We start from the raw sequence: 16,307 nt of genomic DNA on the forward strand, positions 1-16,307 counted from the left end.
TTATTTCCTGGCAGCTGGTTTCCAGTCCAGAATATTGATTTTCTCTTCGCAAAAAGGATATTCCTGCGGATCATTGCTGCTTACAATCACCAAACGATCCATTCTGAACTCTTCCATCAGTGATTGGTAAAGCCGGATTCCAGCCGCATCCAGATTGGAACAGGGTTCGTCCAGCAATAGAAGGGGAGTGTCGGAAAAGATCGCCTGTATCAGTTTTACCCGCTGTTTCATTCCCGATGAATAAAATCGGATTTGTTTCTGAATAGCCTGCTGCAATCCCACCCGCTCCAGCATGGAATCAATACTTAATCCAGGTAAAAAAGGTTTGAAGGATTGATGGAATTGTAAAAATTCCAACGCTGTCATTTCTTCAATCAGATCGAGATAAGGAGCAGCCAGTGCTAATTGTTTATATACGAGTTCGGGACTGATATCGCCCATTGAATTACTCCAGTTAATATTGCCTTCTGAATGGGCAACGGCTCCTGCAAGTACTTGTAATAAAGTTGACTTTCCTGAGCCATTCGGTCCGGTGATGGCATAGGTTTTCCCTTTTATAAATTCATAGCTGAGTCCACGGAAAATCCATTCCCGGTTATACCGTTTTCCCGTATCAGATAGTGATATCGTCATCCGTACTGCCTTTGGTGTACCGCTTGATGATACCCCTTCCGCTTTCCCGGATAAAGGTTACAATTTCATCGCGCTCATCGGTAGCGCTGAATTCTTCTTCAATAAACTCCAGTGCCTGGGAGGTATTCATCCCTTTATTATAAAGGATGCGGTAGATATCCAGCACATGATTGATGCGATCCATACTGAAACCGCGTCTTTTTAATCCAACCGAATTTACACCGGCATAAGAAAGTGGTGTGCGGGCTGCTTTTATATAGGGTGGGATGTCTTTACTAACCAGGGAGCCTCCGCTTACAAATGCATGCTGTCCAATCTGTACAAACTGGTGAACCGCACTTACGCCGCCAATGATGGCCCAGTCTCCCACGGTTACATGTCCGGCCATCTGCACATTGTTACTCATGATCACATTATTTCCAATAATGCAATCGTGGGCCAGATGACTATAGGCCATAATCAGGCAGTTTTTTCCCACTGCAGTACGGCCCCGGTCTTTGGTTCCGCGGTTGATCGTTACAAATTCGCGGATGGTGGTATCATCCCCAATTTCAACAATAGAATATTCACCATCAAATTTCAAATCCTGCGGCACCGCGGCAATTACTGCTCCCGGAAAGATCCGGCAGTTTTTGCCAATGCGCGCCCCTTCCATGATGGTGACATTGCTGCTGATCCAGGTGCCTTCCCCAATTTCCACATCCTGATGGATAACAGTGAAAGGGTCAACTTTTACGTTCGTGGCAAGCCTGGCGTTGGGATGTATATAGGTATGTGGATGAATCATATTAAAAAAAACGTCAGATTTTTAATCTGACGTGCAAAAATAGGTGATTATCCCCGTTTCACCACCTGCGCCACCATATCGGCTTCGGCACATAGTTTATTTCCTACATAGACGGTACCCCGCATTTCACAGATTCCTCTGCGGATGGGTGCGGACAGTTCCATTTTTAGCAGCATGGTGTCTCCAGGTACGATTTTCTGCTTGAATTTGCAGTTGTCGATTTTTAGAAAATAGGTGTCGTACGTGCCTGCGGGCATTGAGTTAATAGCCAGAATTCCACCTGTTTGAGCCAGTGCCTCGCATAATAAAACACCTGGCATTACCGGATTCCCCGGGAAATGTCCGGTAAAAAAGGGTTCGTTAAATGTTACGTTTTTTACCCCAACTATCATCTTGTCGGTCAGCTCAATGATTTTGTCAACCAATAAAAAGGGATAACGGTGGGGCAGGGTCTTCTCAATCTGCTGGGCCGTATAAATCGGCGGTTGATTGCAATCATAAACAGGAACATCTTTCAGATGCCGGTTCTTTTTAATGTATTGCTTGATTTTTTTAGCAAACTCCACATTGGTGCTGTGTCCCGGGCGGTTGGCAATGATTCTTGCCTTTACCGGGTAGCCGATCAGCGCCAGGTCGCCTACCACATCCAGCAATTTGTGCCGGGCAGGTTCATTAGGGAAGCGGAGTTCCAGATTATTGAGATAACCTTCGTGTTTAACTTCCATTTTATCGCGACCGAATGATTTGGCCAGGCGCTGCATCTCCTCCACCGTTACCGGCTTATCCACCACCACGATTGCGTTGTTGATATCGCCCCCTTTTATCAGGTTGTTATCGAGCAGCATTTCCAGTTCATGCAGGAAAACAAAGGTTCTGCAGGGACTGATCTCTTTCACAAACTCCCGCATGTTTTTCAAACCGGCATGCTGGGTGCCGAGAACGGGACTATTAAAATCAATCAGGGTTGTGATCTGGTAATCCATGGAAGGCATAGCCACCATTTCAACCCTTTTTTTCTCATCGTAATGGTAAATATTTTCGTCAATGCTATACCAGGCCTTGGCGGCTTCCTGCTCCTGTACGCCAACTTCCTCCAGCATTTCAACAAAAGGCTGAGAGCTGCCGTCCATAATAGGGGTTTCAGGTCCGTTGATTTCAATCAGAACATTATCAACGCCCATACCCACCAATGCTGCCAATACATGTTCAACTGTACTAACTTTTGCTCCATTGTCTTCAATGGTGGTTCCTCTGGAAGTATCCGTTACCAGGTCACAATCTGCTTTGATGATGGGTTGTCCGGCTAAATCTATGCGCTGAAATTGAATTCCAAAACCCGGTGCGGCTGGACGGAAAGTCATATCTACCTTAACGCCGGTATGTAAACCGGTTCCTGAAATACTGATTTCCGCTCCTACTGTATGCTGCTTATCTGGATTGAAATTTGCTTCCATGCTTAAAATTGAAGGGCAAAGATATAGTAATAGGGATTAAAGGCAGATTAGAGATTAACCCTTTCTGCCAGCAGTTGTTTCACCAAAAGTTCCAATTCCTTGAGGCGTTTTTCTATATCGGGAAGGTTTCGACTCAGTGCCTGGCTACGCAGGGCACTGGTATAATCAAATGCCGGGGATCCGGTTACTGCTGTGTTTGGTTGTTTGATTGACTTGCTCACACCGCTTTGGGCATTAATCTTGCTGCCATCGGCAATGCTGATATGACCTACAATGCCAGCTTGTCCGCCGATCATTACATTATTGCCGATTTTGGTGCTTCCGCTTACACCAGCCTGTGCTGCAATTACGGTATTATTGCCAACTTCCACATTATGGGCTACCTGAATCAGGTTGTCCAGTTTTGCACCGCTGCGAATAATAGTTGATCCGATGGTGGCCCGGTCAATGGTAGCATTGGCGCCTATTTCCACAAAATCTTCCACCACTACATTCCCAATCTGCGGAACTTTCTTAAAACTGCCATCTGCCTGCGGGGCAAATCCAAAACCATCGCTGCCGATAACCGTACCGGCATGCACCGTGATATTTTTGCCTAACTGACTGTCGTGGTAAATTTTTACGCCTGCATGGATGATGGTATTATCGCCAATGCGAACATTATTCCCGATAAACGTATTGGGGAAAATTTTTACATTATTGCCGATGATTACCTGCTCGCCAATGTAAACAAATGCACCCAGGAAAACCTGCTCACCAATTTTTGCTGAGTCTGCAACATAAACCGGTTCCTGACGGCCCACCAGTTGCTGGGTTTTTAACTCCTGGTATTTGGATAAGAGGGTTGCAAATGCACTATAAGCATCCGGAACGCGGATCAATGCTGCCTGAACCGGTTGTTTCAATTCAAGGTTTTCGTTAACAATAACTATAGATGCTGATGTTGTGTAGAGGTAATCTTCGTATTTGGGGTTGGCCAGAAATGCCAATTGTCCCGCTACAGCCTCTTCGATTTTTCCAAAGGATCCTACTGTTGCCTGGGCATTACCTTCAACTTTACCATTAATTAGTAGTGCGATTTGTGAAGCACTGAACTGCATAGAATAATATTTTATTTCGTCCTGCCCTGCAACTCCTTTATTGCCGATACCGGATCTGGAAAGCAAAAGTAGTATTTTTTAAGAGGGCGGGATAAATTGTGCTGGATTAAGGCATTATCTACCTGCGAAATATCCTTGATGGATCCATCTTTAAAAAGTACCTGGATTCTTTCTTCTGCCGGATCATAGGTGGTATTGCTGGTTTCACCGCTAAATACAAAATAGTCCAGTTCTTCTTCTGTCAGGCCTGTTTCTTTAATAAGGCTGGTTCTTGTGGCCTCTACTATGGCCGGGTCAAGGGGATCAGCCTGCAGTTTTACTTTCAATAATTTTCGATTGAGCAACATGCGGCAAAGGGCGGATAATACCCGGTCGGGTTGATTAGCCCAGCATTTAACTGCCGCCATCAGATCATAATCGTCCAATTGACAGAATGCATCCAACTGATTATGCAGGTCCCGCACTTTTTGTTGCTGAAGAAACAGTTCAAGTACGGGAGAGGGAACAGGCAACCGATTGCCAGCCTGAATCAGGTCTTTTGCGCGGCGGATGATATTTACCAACAGTTTTTCGGCACCTAATACCGTTTTATGTAAGTACACCTGCCAGTACATCAGCCGCCTTGCTACCAGAAATTTTTCAATGGAAAAGATGCCTTTTTCTTCCACTACTAGTTGGCCATCGTGAACAGCAAGCATCTTAATGATCCGGTCATAACCGATCACGCCTTCCGATACTCCGGTAAAAAAACTATCTCTGGTTAGGTAATCCATCCGGTCTACATCCAGTTGTCCGGATACCAATTGGTGCAGGAAGGGGAGGTGATAGGTGTTATTGAAAATCCGGATGGCCATATCCAATGCGCCGTTGTTTTGCCTGTTCAGAACTTCCATAATCTGCAGACTGATGGATTCGTGGTGAACACCTTCAATGAGCGTATGCTCCAATGCATGGGAAAAAGGCCCGTGTCCAATATCATGCAGCAGGATGGCGATTTTGGCTGCCAGTTCTTCTTCGGCTGAAATAGCCACCCCTTTGTTTTGTAATTCTCTTAAAGCAATGCACATCAGATGATAGGCTCCCAGGGAATGATGAAGCCGGCTGTGAACAGCTCCGGGATATACCAGGTGCGCAAAAGCCATTTGCTGAATTCTCCTCAGACGCTGGTAATAGGGATGCCCGATTACTTCAAATAGCAACGGATGATCAATGGTGATAAAGCCATATACCGGGTCGTTGATGATTTTTCTCCGCTGCGCCATTCCTGCTGGTATTTGTTAAATTCTTCAAATAGGTAGCCGGCAAAAGTACGAAGCCAGCCAGATAAATTACATTTGATTCTATGTCACTAGCCAATATACTCTGGGTCGATGATGAAATGGAAAGCCTGCAATCGCAAAAGCTCTTCCTTGAAAACAAAGGTTATGCCGTTCATACGCTTGCCAATGGATTTGATGCCATTGAATATGTTAAAGATCATCCGGTAGATGTAGTGTTGCTGGATGAAACCATGCCGGGTATAACCGGACTGGAAACCCTTGCCAAAATCAAGGAAATAAACCAGCAGGTGCCGGTGGTGCTGATCACAAAAAATGAAACCGAAAACCTGATGGATGATGCCATCGGTTCACAAATCAGCGACTATCTGATTAAGCCCGTCAACCCCAACCAGGTGTTGCTCAGCCTTAAAAAAATCCTGGATAACAGAAGGCTGGTGGCAGAGAAAACAACCTCGGCTTATCAGCAACAGTTCCGCAATTTATTCATGGCACTCAATAGTAATCCTGATTACAATGAGTGGATGGATATTTATAAAAAACTGGTTTATTGGGAACTGGAGATGGAGAAAAGCGATAGTCCGGAGATGCAGGAGATTTTGCTTTCTCAAAAAAAGGAAGCCAATAATGAATTCTGCAAATTCGTTTCTAAAAACTACCTGAATTGGGTGCATCCAAAATCAAATGATGCACCGATTATGAGTAATACTGTTTTTCAGTTTAAAGTACTTCCTCATTTGGAACCGGGGGTGCCTACCTTTTTTATTCTGATCGATAACCTGCGTTTCGATCAGTGGAAATCGATACAGCCCATTTTTGCCACCTATTTCCGGATACTGGAAGAAGATAGCTTTTACAGTATTTTACCTACTGCAACACAATATGCAAGGAATGCCATTTTTGCCGGACTGATGCCTGCTGAAATCGAAAAAAATTTTCCTGATTTATGGAAAAATGATGAAGAGGAGGGCGGTAAAAATCTGCAGGAAGAAGTCTTTTTTAAAGCTCAGTTGAAGCGCCTGAAAAAAGAAAATTTAAAGTACAATTATGTAAAAGTGGTGAATCATCAGGCAGGAAATGAGCTGGTTAGCAATATCCATAATCTGCTGAATAATGACCTGAATGTGATTGTGTACAATTTTGTGGATATGCTGAGCCATGCAAGAACCGAAATGGAAGTGCTGAAAGAGCTGGCCAGTGATGAAATCAGCTATCGCAGTATAACAACCAGCTGGTTCGAACATTCACCTCTTTTCCAGGCACTGAAAAAGATTGCCGGTAAAAAAATAAACCTGATTCTTGCCACCGATCATGGTTCCGTTCGGGTAAATACGCCACATAAAGTGGTGGGCGATAAACAAACAACCGCCAATCTTCGCTATAAACATGGCCGTAACCTCAATTATGAACCCAAAGAGGTCTTGGCCTTCCGGGATCCAAAAGAAGCAGGATTGCCGGTACCAACAGTGAATTCCTCCTTTATTTTTGCAAAAGAAGACGGCTATCTCTGCTATCCTAATAATTATAATCATTACGTGAATTATTATCGTAATACGTTCCAGCACGGTGGTATCAGTATGGAAGAGATGATCGTTCCTGTTATCAAAATGTGTAGTAAATAAACGCTGAGGCGCTACAGTTTCGGTATTTTTGTGTTTTGATCTTCGTATGAAATACACACAGGCTAGCTTAAATAAGATTGAACAGGTGCTCGATGATGCCGGTTATATTGTCCGGTATGAAAGAGGTACCTTCCAGAGCGGGTACTGCATACTTGAACAAAAAAAAGTGGTGGTACTGAATAAATTTCTGCAATTGGAAGGCAAGATTAATACCCTGATGGATATTGTGCCACAATTACAGATTAATCTGGATGAATTGAGTCCCGAAGCAAAGAAAACCTACCATGATATCATGGAAAGAAACAGATTGGCTGCTGCTGATGAAGCAGGCGATGCTGAAACAGGTGAGCAGAATTCCTGATCTTCTTTTAATTTCCACTAGTTTTATTTTCTGTCTACCGATTTAACCATAACATTTTTGGGTACCGGAACCAGTAGCGGGGTACCAATGATCGCCTGTGAATGCGAAGTATGCCGCTCAACCGATCCGAGGGATAATCGACTGCGGTCGAGTATCCTGGTGGAATCTGCTACTACCTCCCTCGTGGTTGATACTACACCTGATTTCAGGTATCAGATGCTGCGTGCCCGGGTGATGAAGCTGGATGGGATTGTATTTACACATCCGCATAAAGATCATATAGCCGGACTGGATGATGTACGCGCCTATAATTATTTTTCGAAGCAACCCATGCAGATTTTTGCAAACGAGATGACGCAGATGAATATTATCCGGGAGTTTCCTTATGCTTTTGCTGAATCGAAATATCCTGGGGTGCCTGAAATTCATATCAATCCAATTGATCTCGAACCATTTGAACTGGGGGATATTTCAATCATACCCATTCTGGTTTGGCATATGAGAATGCCTGTACTTGGTTTCCGATTCGGAGATTTCACCTATATCACAGATGCCAACCGGATTGATGCTGCAGAAATGGATAAAATCAGAGGAAGTTCCCATCTTGTTCTAAATGCTTTACGACACGAAAAACATATCTCCCATTTTACCCTGGCAGAGGCAATTGAGATTGTTCAGGAATTGCAGGTGCCCAATGCCTGGTTTACACATATCAGTCATCAGTTGGGATTGCATAAGGAAATTGATGCGAGCCTGCCTGCCGGCATTCACCTTGCCTATGACGGGTTAAAACTCCATTTATAATACCGTCTTTTAACGCTTGACCTGCCTCGCTGCGATTTGTAAGTTGTGGCATGAAAAATACTTCTATAAAACAATGGCTGAAGGAGTACCTGCATTTTTCCAGAAAAGAAAGAATTGCGGTGCTGGGACTGATTGCGGGTATTTTGCTGATTAAACTGGTGCCGCAATACTGGCAGACGGCTACGCCGGCTCCAATACCGGTTCCTGATAGTTTAATTGCAAAATTGTTGAAGCAAAATGTTACGGACTCTAACAGAATTGCCAGGTCCTGGAACCGCGCATTTGAAAACAACCGACAAAATTATTCCGGAGAGAAATCATACAGTGCCCGGAAAGCTTTTCCGGAACGGAATTATCCCCGCCCTTCTTATGTGGATTCAAAAGAAGAGGAGTTCAGAACGATTCAGCTTTTTGAATTCAATCCGAATACGGCATCAGCTGACGATTGGAAGTTACTTGGTCTGAATCCTAAATTAATCCGGACAATTTTGAATTTCAGAGAAAAAGGGGGGCGGTTTCGTACCTCGGAAGATCTTGGAAAAATATATGGCATGCCGTCAGAACTGGTAGTCCGGCTTCAACCATTTGTTGTGATCGAAAAGAGTTCCAATGTTCAGTTTAAAAGAAATCAATCAGAGCTGCCTATTATCACAGCCAGTTCAGCTCTTCCGAAACCTGAAACAAAGGCCCTATTGATTAATGCTGCAGACAGTCTTGACTGGCTTAGTTTACCAGGAATAGGTCCAAAACTAACCAGCCGGATACTGCAATTTCGGAAACAGTTAGGTGGATTTGTAGCCGTTTCCCAGTTGGGAGAAGTTTATGGTTTGCAGGATTCAGTGTATCAGCTCATACTTCCTTATCTCCGTCTGGACGAAAAGCCGATAGAATTGATACACATTAATATGGCAACACAGGAGGAATTGTCCCGGCATCCTTATATCCGTTGGAAGCTGGCTCAGGCAATCATCCAGTACAGAACCCGAAACGGAGCTTTTCGGGATATAAGCGATTTATCGAAAATCCACCTGATCAATCCCGATTTGTTGAAGAAATTAGCACCCTATTGTCAATTTTGAATAACTAACACTTGTTAGTATAGCAGAAATGAACGTAGTTTGCGTTATACTATCAATGATTTTCAACAAGCTGAACCAATATGAATTTTGAAAGAGAGGAACTAACCGAGCAGGTGGCCCAAACCGCCAGAGATTTTGCCCGTCAGCGGATATTACCGCATGTTATGGAATGGGATGAATCCCAGGAATTTCCGGCGCAGGTATTCAAAGAAATGGGCCAACTCGGATTGATGGGCGTGCTGGTTCCCGAGCAATATGGAGGAGCGGGGTTGAGCTATATTGAATATGTGGCCATCATAGCTGAAATCGCCAAAGTTTGTGGTTCGATCGGATTGAGTCTGGCTGCACATAATTCACTCTGTACCGGGCATATACTTGCATTTGGCAATGAGGAACAGAAAAATAAGTACCTCCCGAAGCTGGCTACAGCAGAATGGCTGGGTGCTTGGGGGTTAACAGAAGCTAATACCGGAAGTGATGCGGGAAATATGCAAACTACTGCCGTGAGAGAAGGAGATGAATGGGTTATTAACGGTACAAAAAACTGGATTACGCATGGAAAATCGGGTGATCTCGCAGTTGTTGTTGCAAGAACTGGTGAGCCCCGGACAAAAAATAATGCAACAGCCTTTGTTGTAGAGAAAGGTACGCCTGGTTTTTCCGGAGGGAAGAAAGAGAATAAACTGGGTATGCGTGCCAGTGAAACGGCTGAAATGGTTTTTGATAATTGCCGCATTTCCGATGCCAATCGACTGGGTGAAGTGGGCGAAGGATTTAAACAGGCAATGAAAGTGTTGGACGGAGGTCGGATATCAATTGCAGCCTTATCCCTTGGAATAGCAAAAGGTGCTTTTGAGGCAGCGGTCAACTATTCAAAAGAACGACACCAGTTCGATCAGCCGATTGCCAACTTTCAGGGAATTTCTTTTAAGCTGGCAGATATGGCTACAGAAATTGCTGCAGCTGAGTTACTTACTTACCAGGCAGCTGATCTTAAAAACCGCGGACAAAAAATGACCAAAGAAGCTGCGATGGCAAAATATTTTGCAAGTGAGGTAGCCGTTAAAGTTGCCACCGATGCGGTTCAGATTTTTGGAGGTTACGGCTATACCAAAGATTTTCCGGTAGAGAAATTTTATCGCGATAGCAAACTCTGCACCATAGGAGAAGGGACCTCTGAAATACAGAAAATAGTAATTGCACGCGAGGCGCTGGGTGGGTGAATAAGTGAATAGGTGAATAAGTGAATAGGTGAATAAGTGAATAAGTGAATGGCATGATTTTTCTCCTTTCACCTTTCACAGTCAGCCTCTCACCTTTCACTTCTCACTTTTCACCTCCTTCATTCCCCTTCTTCCAGTTGAAAAATCTCCTCCACTGGTTTGGAGAAAACTTTACCAAGCTTTAATGCCAAAACAGTAGAGGGTACATATTTGCCGGCTTCCATGGCGTTGATGGTTTGCCTGCTTACTCCAATTTTTTTGGCAAGTTCTTCCTGGGTAAGGTTATGAATTGCCCGCTCAATTTTAATACTGTTTTTCATCAAGGGCAATTTTTTTGGATTTCAATAAGAGATAATTGAATCGGGCTATAAAAATCAATAATACAGTAAACATATTGTAAATCATTACGGTGATGAAAGGCATGCCGTAAATGAATAAAAAGCAAAAAAGCAGCAACGCATAATTTACCAGTACTGCCCATTGCAAGGAGGATAAACGCAAACCTGCAATATATTCATCTTCCACACTTTCTTTAGAAAAAGCAACCAGCAGGCAACCAATCAGGAAACCAATTCCAACAATTGTACTGGTAATATTCGTCTCAATGAAGGCGAAATTTTTATCCTTATTGAATAATGTATCATGATAAATAGCGAAAACCCTGGTCGTAATCCAATTAGGCTCATAATCTGCAATATGTAGGTAGATCCCTGCAATAGCGAAAGGAACTAACAGGATCCACCCCAGATTCTTAAAACGGTAGGGGAGTAGGAGTTGCGTTTTCATGTCTGGTTATTTTTACTAAATGTAAAAAATAGTTTACATAAAGACAAAATAATATGACATTTTGTAACAAATAGTTAGCATTTCAATTGCTTTCATAATGCGGCATTCGGTTCTAAATGACAAAATTCCCAAAGATCCGGCATATCAAACATATCTGGCGTTTGTACAAAAATTGCCACCAACAGAGAATTATAGGTTTACAAAGACCTAATAAAAAAGGCTGTATCAGAGTTTGATACAGCCTCCTACAGATTTTAGACTTTTATTGACTCAAATCGTACAATCTGTTTAATCCAGAAAATCATCTTCCGGTTTTTCTTTTGGGCCATACTTGTCGAATAAACGATCGATGGCTCCACCGAAAATCGGAAACTTATCCTTGGCAAAATTCTTCACGATTTCTACCGCCTTATATGCCTGGTCTTCTGTTAAGCCTTCTGCTTTTAGTTGGTCTATTAGTTCTTTCATGGCGAATAAAGTGAATAAAGTGAATAAAGTGAATAAGTGAATAAGTGAATCGTGAATTTGCGCTCTGCCTTTTCTTTCCTCCTCTTCCTCCTTTTTCTCCTCTTCCTCCTTTTTTCCCTTCTCCCCCTCCCTTCTTCCTACGCTACCTTCAACATACTCATCTTGCTCTTGTCAAATTTTTTCTCCGCATACTCAAGGGTGAGATGGAATTTGGTTTCCTTGCTGGATGGTAATTCAAACATGGCATCTGTTAGAATATTTTCGCAGATGGAGCGAAGCCCGCGTGCACCCAATTTGTATTCCATTGCTTTGGAAACCATGAAATCATACACATCGTTATCGATGCTTAGTTCGATGCCTTCAATTTCAAACAATTTTTGATACTGTTTGATCAGCGAATTTTTTGGCTCGGTAAGAATGGAGCGAAGTGTTTCGGTGTCAAGCGGATTCAGGAAGGTAACAACAGGTAAACGTCCCAGTAATTCCGGAATCAATCCGAAATGTTTCAGATCCTGCGCATTTACAAACTGCAGCAGGTTTTTGCGTGCTGTTTCCTGCTGGTCTTTATTCACATTGAATCCAATGGCATTGGTATTAACCCGACGAGCAATCAATTTATCAACGCCATCAAATGCTCCTCCGCAGATAAAGAGAATATTCTGCGTGTTTATTTTGATCAGTTTTTGCTCTGGGTGTTTGCGACCTCCCTGTGGTGGTACCAAAACATCTGTTCCTTCCAACAGTTTTAGCAATCCCTGTTGAACACCTTCACCACTTACATCCCGTGTAATAGAGGGATTATCGCCCTTGCGCGCAACCTTATCTATTTCATCAATATAAACGATACCTCTCTCAGCAGCTGTAACATCATAATTACAAACCTGCAATAAACGGGTAAGAATACTTTCCACATCTTCACCAACATAACCTGCTTCTGTAAATACAGTTGCATCTACAATGGCGAATGGAACGTTCAGCAGTTTAGCAATGGTTTTTGCCAGCAGGGTTTTACCTGTACCAGTTTCACCCACCATAACGATATTGCTTTTTTCTATATCAACATCGTTTTCTGTTGGCTTTTGCTGCAGCCTTTTGTAATGATTGTAAACAGCAACTGCCAATACTTTTTTGGCATCATCCTGTCCAATTATGTATTCATCCAAAAACCGCTTGATTTCAATCGGTTTTTTTACAGTCAGTTTAAATCCTGAACCCGAGCCATCAGTACGTGTCAGTAATTCCTGTTCGATGATTTCACGAGCGTGTTCAACACAGTTCTCGCAAATATGTCCATCCTGTCCGGCAATGAGGATTTTTACCTCATCCCTGCTACGTCCACAAAATGAACAATGTAAAGTATTTTTTGCCATACGCTCTAGTGCTTGCTTCCTGCAAAGGTAGCTGTTCCTTTAGATTGGTCAAGATAAAAAACCGCTCCCATAGTAGGAACGGTTTTTTACTACGTTATATTACTAATTTAAGGGGTGTTATCAGATTTTTTCGACAATACCGTCCACAATTCCATATTCAATGGCTTCTTTGGCATCCATCCAATAATCCCGATCGAAATCTTTCATGATCTGCGCAACTGTTTTACCACAGTTCTCTGCCAGAATTTTAGCACCTAATTCCTTCACCCTTTTGGTTTGCCTGGCCTGAATTTCCAAATCCGCACTTACCCCCTGCATATAACCGCCCAAGCTTGGCTGGTGAATCATCACTTCCCCATGAGGAAATATAAACCGGCGTCCTTTTTCTCCGCCGCTCAGCAGAATGGAGCCCATAGAGGCTGCCAATCCCATACAGATGGTGCTAACCGGACTTTTAATCATTTTCATTGTATCGTAAATTACCATACCGCTGGTAACAACTCCACCCGGACTATTGATATAAAATTTGATCTCGTCTTTTTTGTCGGCATCCAGTAGGAGTAGTTTTGTGACAACTTCTTTTGCGGATTTGTCATCTACAGGTCCCCAGAGATATACTGCCCGTTCATCGAAAAAATATTTTTCAAGACGTTTGTTGAGCATCATCAGATCATCCCGTTTGTCTTCCCGCTCTTTTTCTTCTTCCTCTTCCATTCGATAGGAAAAATAGTTTGACATATTCATTGCTACAGTTTTTTAATAGTGAATAGTGATCGGCTTAATGTGAAAGGTGATAGTGGTTCGGTTAATCTTTGTTTTCCTTCCTTGGGTTAACCAGCAAAACTTCATCCACCAGGCCATATTCTTTTGCTTCCATTGCTGTCAGCCAGTAATCGCGATCACTGTCCTTCTCTATCTGCTTCGTTGTTTTTCCGGTATGAAATGCCGTGATTTCATAGAGCTCTTTTTTGAGCTTACGGATTTCATTCACGGTTATTTCAATGTCTGATGCCTGTCCGCCGATTGCTCCGCTGGGCTGGTGCATCATAATTCGACTGTGTTTTAACGCAGTTCTTTTACCCTTGGTGCCTGCACACATTAAAACCTGGCCCATGGATGCCGCCATCCCGGTACAGATAGTGGCAATATCTGGGGTGATGAATTGCATGGTATCGTACATGCCTAAGCCGGCGTACACACTGCCACCCGGACAGTTAATATACATTTGAACATCGCGGGTGCGGTCGGTACTTTCCAGGAAAAGCAATTGTGCGGTAACAATATTCGCTACCTCATCATTGATCGGATATCCAAGAAAAATGATACGATCCATCATTAAACGGCTGTAAACATCCATCACGGCGATATTCATTGGCCGCTCTTCTATAATATTCGGTGTCAGGTTGGTTACCTGATGTTTCTGGTAATCGTGCAGGGTCAGGCTGGAAATTCCCCGATGCTTGACCGCATATTTTTCAAATTCAGACTTCATAATAAGGATCTTGTTTTGATAAAAATAAGGTAACTGACTGGTGCAAATATCTTTCCAATTGAAAATCATTGCAAAAAACGGCAGTCCGACTGACAAAAGAGGAGGAAAGGGGGAGGAAGGGGAGAGGGAAAGAGGAGAAGGAAAAGAGGAGAAGGGGGAGAGGAGAAAAAAGGAAGAGGAGAAGGGGGAGAGGAGAAAAGAGGAAGGGGAAAGGGGAAAGAGGAGAAAAGAGGAAGGGGAAAGGGGAGGCGGGAATGAGGAGAGAGGAGGAAACTGGGAGAAGGGGTTTAACCGTCGGGTGTAAAAAAAAACCGTGGGGCACCAGCTCCACGGTCTCTTTTTTATTTTTTACTTTAAACTTTTTACTTTCTAATGCTTATGCTCCGCCTGCATCTTCTGGAATTCCTCCAGGCTGATCGGCTTTTCGTCTTTTTGAACCAGTGTTTCTGCCACAGCAAACACCTTATCGGTCTGGATGCGATGGAAGCTGTCTTCCACAAATTTGCGGTCTTTCATCATGCGCTCCACGTAATCATTTACCCAGGGCTGCTCAATGTCAAGTTGTCCCATATTCATATTTCCCATGTAGGAAAAGAGCTGGGCTTTCGCAAAACCACGGAGATCGTCCTGATTTACTTCTATTTTATTGTCTTTCACCAGCTGATCAACAATCAGGGTCCATTTCAGGGAGTTTGCAAAAGAAGGATACTCCTTTTCTGCTTCTTCTTCCGATTTAGGCTGCTCACCACCCTGCTGCATCCAGCGTTTCAGGAAGGTTTCAGGGAAATCGATTTTCGTCTGTTCAATCAGGAAATGATAAACAGTGTCAAATAACTGATTGCGGCTCTGGTTTTCGAGTTGCAGCTCAATATCTGCCTTTAATGCAGCACGGAAACCCGCTTCGTCCGTAATTTCTTTACCCGGAAAAACGGATTTAAAGAGGTTTTCGTCCAATGGAGCTTTGTCTACCAGTCCCAATTTCGTGATGGTTGCTTTGAATGGCTTATTCAGCGCAGCAGCGTCGTCTTTTGAAAGACCAAGATCGCTCAGGATCCACTCTCTTTCTTTCTCTTCAAATGCTTCGGCAAGCGTAAAGTTAAAACTTTCGTCTTTTTTCTTCCCCATCAGACTGCTACGGAAGGCCGGAGCGAAATATTTTACCAGAACGGAATTGTCTTTTTTGATACCAGCTTCTGCAACTGCACCCGTTTCATCCAGCTCTTCAATTGTCAGATTCAATACATTCTCTTCATTATCAACAAGTTCTGGTTCAGACATGGCGCCATTCCGCAATTGCAAACGGCTGATTTCTTCTTCCAGCATTTCATCAGAAACGGTGATTTTAAAGTAAGGGAGTTTCGCTGAAGCAAGATCTGCCACGCGGATCTCAGGCTTTAATCCCACTTCAAATGCGAAAGCATATTCGGAAGGGGTGGTATGGTCGAGTTTGCTGCTGTCATTTTCCGGTAGTGGCAGGGGCTGGGCAAAAATTTCCAGCTTTTCATTTACCATAAAGTCGTTCAGTTGTTTTTCAACTGTACGAAGCACTTCATCTGTAAAAACAGACTGGCCATGCATTTTGCGGATCAGTCCGGATGGCACCATTCCTTTTCTGAAACCTGGAATATTTGCCTGCTTGCTATAATTCTTCAGTGCTTTTTCGAAGGAGGGCAGATAATCCTCTTTTGCCAGTTTTACAGTGATCTTCTCGTTCAACAGGCCAATATTTTCCCTCGTTACGGTTGCCATACAATGGTGTTTTTTGTTGATACAAATGGACATACGGGTTCCCGCATGCCTTAAAATGGGGGGCAAAGGTAAGAAGCAATTGGCAATCTGCAAGCCAAATCT

At 43.3% G+C, this 16,307-nt stretch carries 18 protein-coding genes; 6 read left to right on the forward strand and 12 right to left on the reverse strand.

The annotated features are described in order from the left end of the window. The 5 genes from B2746_RS14860 to B2746_RS14880 are packed head-to-tail and all read right to left on the reverse strand — an operon-like array spanning position 1 to position 5,236. Positions 1 to 633, reverse strand: a complete 633-nt coding sequence (locus tag B2746_RS14860; protein ID WP_290795444.1) for an ABC transporter ATP-binding protein — start codon at positions 631 to 633, stop codon at positions 1 to 3. Next, positions 614 to 1,420 (reverse strand): acyl-ACP--UDP-N-acetylglucosamine O-acyltransferase, encoded by an 807-nt coding sequence (gene lpxA / locus B2746_RS14865; RefSeq protein WP_290795447.1) that lies wholly within the window; start codon positions 1,418 to 1,420, stop codon positions 614 to 616. Before lpxA ends, B2746_RS14860 begins: the two co-directional genes overlap by 20 nt. Positions 1,421 to 1,467: 47 nt before the next feature. Next, positions 1,468 to 2,874: a bifunctional UDP-3-O-[3-hydroxymyristoyl] N-acetylglucosamine deacetylase/3-hydroxyacyl-ACP dehydratase gene (locus B2746_RS14870; protein ID WP_290795448.1), complete on the reverse strand. Its 1,407-nt coding sequence runs from the start codon at positions 2,872 to 2,874 to the stop codon at positions 1,468 to 1,470. Positions 2,875 to 2,921: 47 nt separating this feature from the next. After that, positions 2,922 to 4,040, reverse strand: coding sequence for a UDP-3-O-(3-hydroxymyristoyl)glucosamine N-acyltransferase (gene lpxD, locus B2746_RS14875; RefSeq protein WP_290795451.1), 1,119 nt, complete (start codon positions 4,038 to 4,040; stop codon positions 2,922 to 2,924). After that, positions 3,986 to 5,236, reverse strand: coding sequence for an HD domain-containing protein (locus B2746_RS14880; RefSeq protein WP_290795453.1), 1,251 nt, complete (start codon positions 5,234 to 5,236; stop codon positions 3,986 to 3,988). The genes lpxD and B2746_RS14880 overlap by 55 nt, the downstream gene beginning before the upstream one ends. Positions 5,237 to 5,316: 80 nt before the next feature. Between B2746_RS14880 and B2746_RS14885 the strand changes: the two genes are divergently transcribed. The 5 genes from B2746_RS14885 (at position 5,317) to B2746_RS14905 (ending at position 10,340) form a co-directional block, all read left to right on the forward strand. Further along, complete coding sequence (locus B2746_RS14885) at positions 5,317 to 6,873, forward strand: response regulator (RefSeq protein ID WP_290795454.1); 1,557 nt, start codon at positions 5,317 to 5,319, stop codon at positions 6,871 to 6,873. Positions 6,874 to 6,919: 46 nt separating this feature from the next. Further along, positions 6,920 to 7,234 carry a hypothetical protein gene (locus B2746_RS14890; protein ID WP_290795455.1) on the forward strand — a complete coding sequence of 105 codons (315 nt, stop codon included), beginning with the start codon at positions 6,920 to 6,922 and terminating at the stop codon, positions 7,232 to 7,234. Between the two features lie 57 nt (positions 7,235 to 7,291). Further along, positions 7,292 to 8,038 carry an MBL fold metallo-hydrolase gene (locus B2746_RS14895; protein WP_290795456.1) on the forward strand — a complete coding sequence of 249 codons (747 nt, stop codon included), beginning with the start codon at positions 7,292 to 7,294 and terminating at the stop codon, positions 8,036 to 8,038. Between the two features lie 50 nt (positions 8,039 to 8,088). Further along, entirely contained in the window at positions 8,089 to 9,117 is a 1,029-nt protein-coding gene (locus B2746_RS14900) for a ComEA family DNA-binding protein (RefSeq protein ID WP_290795457.1), read from the forward strand. Between the two features lie 80 nt (positions 9,118 to 9,197). Further along, positions 9,198 to 10,340, forward strand: coding sequence for an acyl-CoA dehydrogenase family protein (locus B2746_RS14905; RefSeq protein WP_290795460.1), 1,143 nt, complete (start codon positions 9,198 to 9,200; stop codon positions 10,338 to 10,340). A gap of 119 nt (positions 10,341 to 10,459) precedes the next feature. Here B2746_RS14905 and B2746_RS14910 read toward each other — a convergent pair whose 3' ends face one another. The 6 genes from B2746_RS14910 to B2746_RS14935 all read right to left on the reverse strand — a co-directional run bounded on the left by B2746_RS14910 (position 10,460) and on the right by B2746_RS14935 (position 14,456). Next, the gene (locus B2746_RS14910; RefSeq protein WP_290795461.1) at positions 10,460 to 10,660 is read right to left on the reverse strand and encodes a helix-turn-helix transcriptional regulator; all 201 of its coding nucleotides are present in this window, start codon (positions 10,658 to 10,660) and stop codon (positions 10,460 to 10,462) included. Then, complete coding sequence (locus tag B2746_RS14915; protein ID WP_290795462.1) at positions 10,644 to 11,126, reverse strand: hypothetical protein; 483 nt, start codon at positions 11,124 to 11,126, stop codon at positions 10,644 to 10,646. The genes B2746_RS14910 and B2746_RS14915 overlap by 17 nt, the downstream gene beginning before the upstream one ends. A gap of 288 nt (positions 11,127 to 11,414) precedes the next feature. Continuing rightward, positions 11,415 to 11,594, reverse strand: coding sequence for a hypothetical protein (locus B2746_RS14920; protein WP_290795463.1), 180 nt, complete (start codon positions 11,592 to 11,594; stop codon positions 11,415 to 11,417). 137 nt (positions 11,595 to 11,731) lie between these two features. Next, positions 11,732 to 12,964, reverse strand: coding sequence for an ATP-dependent Clp protease ATP-binding subunit ClpX (gene clpX, locus B2746_RS14925; protein ID WP_290795465.1), 1,233 nt, complete (start codon positions 12,962 to 12,964; stop codon positions 11,732 to 11,734). Positions 12,965 to 13,084: 120 nt separating this feature from the next. Further along, positions 13,085 to 13,708 carry a ClpP family protease gene (locus B2746_RS14930; RefSeq protein WP_290795467.1) on the reverse strand — a complete coding sequence of 208 codons (624 nt, stop codon included), beginning with the start codon at positions 13,706 to 13,708 and terminating at the stop codon, positions 13,085 to 13,087. Between the two features lie 61 nt (positions 13,709 to 13,769). Next, on the reverse strand, positions 13,770 to 14,456 hold the full coding sequence (locus B2746_RS14935) for a ClpP family protease (protein ID WP_290795470.1): 687 nt from the start codon (positions 14,454 to 14,456) through the stop codon (positions 13,770 to 13,772). Between the two features lie 58 nt (positions 14,457 to 14,514). Between B2746_RS14935 and B2746_RS14940 the strand changes: the two genes are divergently transcribed. Beyond that, the gene (locus B2746_RS14940) at positions 14,515 to 14,760 is read left to right on the forward strand and encodes a hypothetical protein (protein ID WP_290795472.1); all 246 of its coding nucleotides are present in this window, start codon (positions 14,515 to 14,517) and stop codon (positions 14,758 to 14,760) included. A 65-nt stretch (positions 14,761 to 14,825) separates the two neighbouring features. Here B2746_RS14940 and tig read toward each other — a convergent pair whose 3' ends face one another. Further along, entirely contained in the window at positions 14,826 to 16,205 is a 1,380-nt protein-coding gene (gene tig, locus B2746_RS14945; RefSeq protein WP_290795474.1) for a trigger factor, read from the reverse strand. Between the last annotated feature and the right edge of the window lie 102 nt (positions 16,206 to 16,307).

Source organism: Flavihumibacter sp. UBA7668 (genome assembly GCF_002483205.1).
Lineage (GTDB): Bacteria > Bacteroidota > Bacteroidia > Chitinophagales > Chitinophagaceae > Flavihumibacter.

Excerpts from the sequence above, each read along its gene's own strand:
- B2746_RS14880 (WP_290795453.1), bottom strand. The coding sequence starts at position 5,236 with ATGGCGCAGCGGAGAAAAATCATCAACGACCCGGTATATGGCTTTATC.
- clpX (WP_290795465.1), bottom strand. The coding sequence starts at position 12,964 with ATGGCAAAAAATACTTTACATTGTTCATTTTGTGGACGTAGCAGGGAT.
- B2746_RS14935 (WP_290795470.1), bottom strand. The coding sequence starts at position 14,456 with ATGAAGTCTGAATTTGAAAAATATGCGGTCAAGCATCGGGGAATTTCC.
- B2746_RS14870 (WP_290795448.1), bottom strand. The coding sequence starts at position 2,874 with ATGGAAGCAAATTTCAATCCAGATAAGCAGCATACAGTAGGAGCGGAA.
- B2746_RS14885 (WP_290795454.1), top strand. The coding sequence starts at position 5,317 with ATGTCACTAGCCAATATACTCTGGGTCGATGATGAAATGGAAAGCCTG.
- B2746_RS14920 (WP_290795463.1), bottom strand. The coding sequence starts at position 11,594 with ATGAAAGAACTAATAGACCAACTAAAAGCAGAAGGCTTAACAGAAGAC.
- B2746_RS14890 (WP_290795455.1), top strand. The coding sequence starts at position 6,920 with ATGAAATACACACAGGCTAGCTTAAATAAGATTGAACAGGTGCTCGAT.
- B2746_RS14900 (WP_290795457.1), top strand. The coding sequence starts at position 8,089 with ATGAAAAATACTTCTATAAAACAATGGCTGAAGGAGTACCTGCATTTT.
- B2746_RS14930 (WP_290795467.1), bottom strand. The coding sequence starts at position 13,708 with ATGAATATGTCAAACTATTTTTCCTATCGAATGGAAGAGGAAGAAGAA.
- lpxA (WP_290795447.1), bottom strand. The coding sequence starts at position 1,420 with ATGATTCATCCACATACCTATATACATCCCAACGCCAGGCTTGCCACG.
- B2746_RS14860 (WP_290795444.1), bottom strand. The coding sequence starts at position 633 with ATGACGATATCACTATCTGATACGGGAAAACGGTATAACCGGGAATGG.
- tig (WP_290795474.1), bottom strand. The coding sequence starts at position 16,205 with ATGGCAACCGTAACGAGGGAAAATATTGGCCTGTTGAACGAGAAGATC.
- B2746_RS14915 (WP_290795462.1), bottom strand. The coding sequence starts at position 11,126 with ATGAAAACGCAACTCCTACTCCCCTACCGTTTTAAGAATCTGGGGTGG.
- B2746_RS14905 (WP_290795460.1), top strand. The coding sequence starts at position 9,198 with ATGAATTTTGAAAGAGAGGAACTAACCGAGCAGGTGGCCCAAACCGCC.
- B2746_RS14910 (WP_290795461.1), bottom strand. The coding sequence starts at position 10,660 with ATGAAAAACAGTATTAAAATTGAGCGGGCAATTCATAACCTTACCCAG.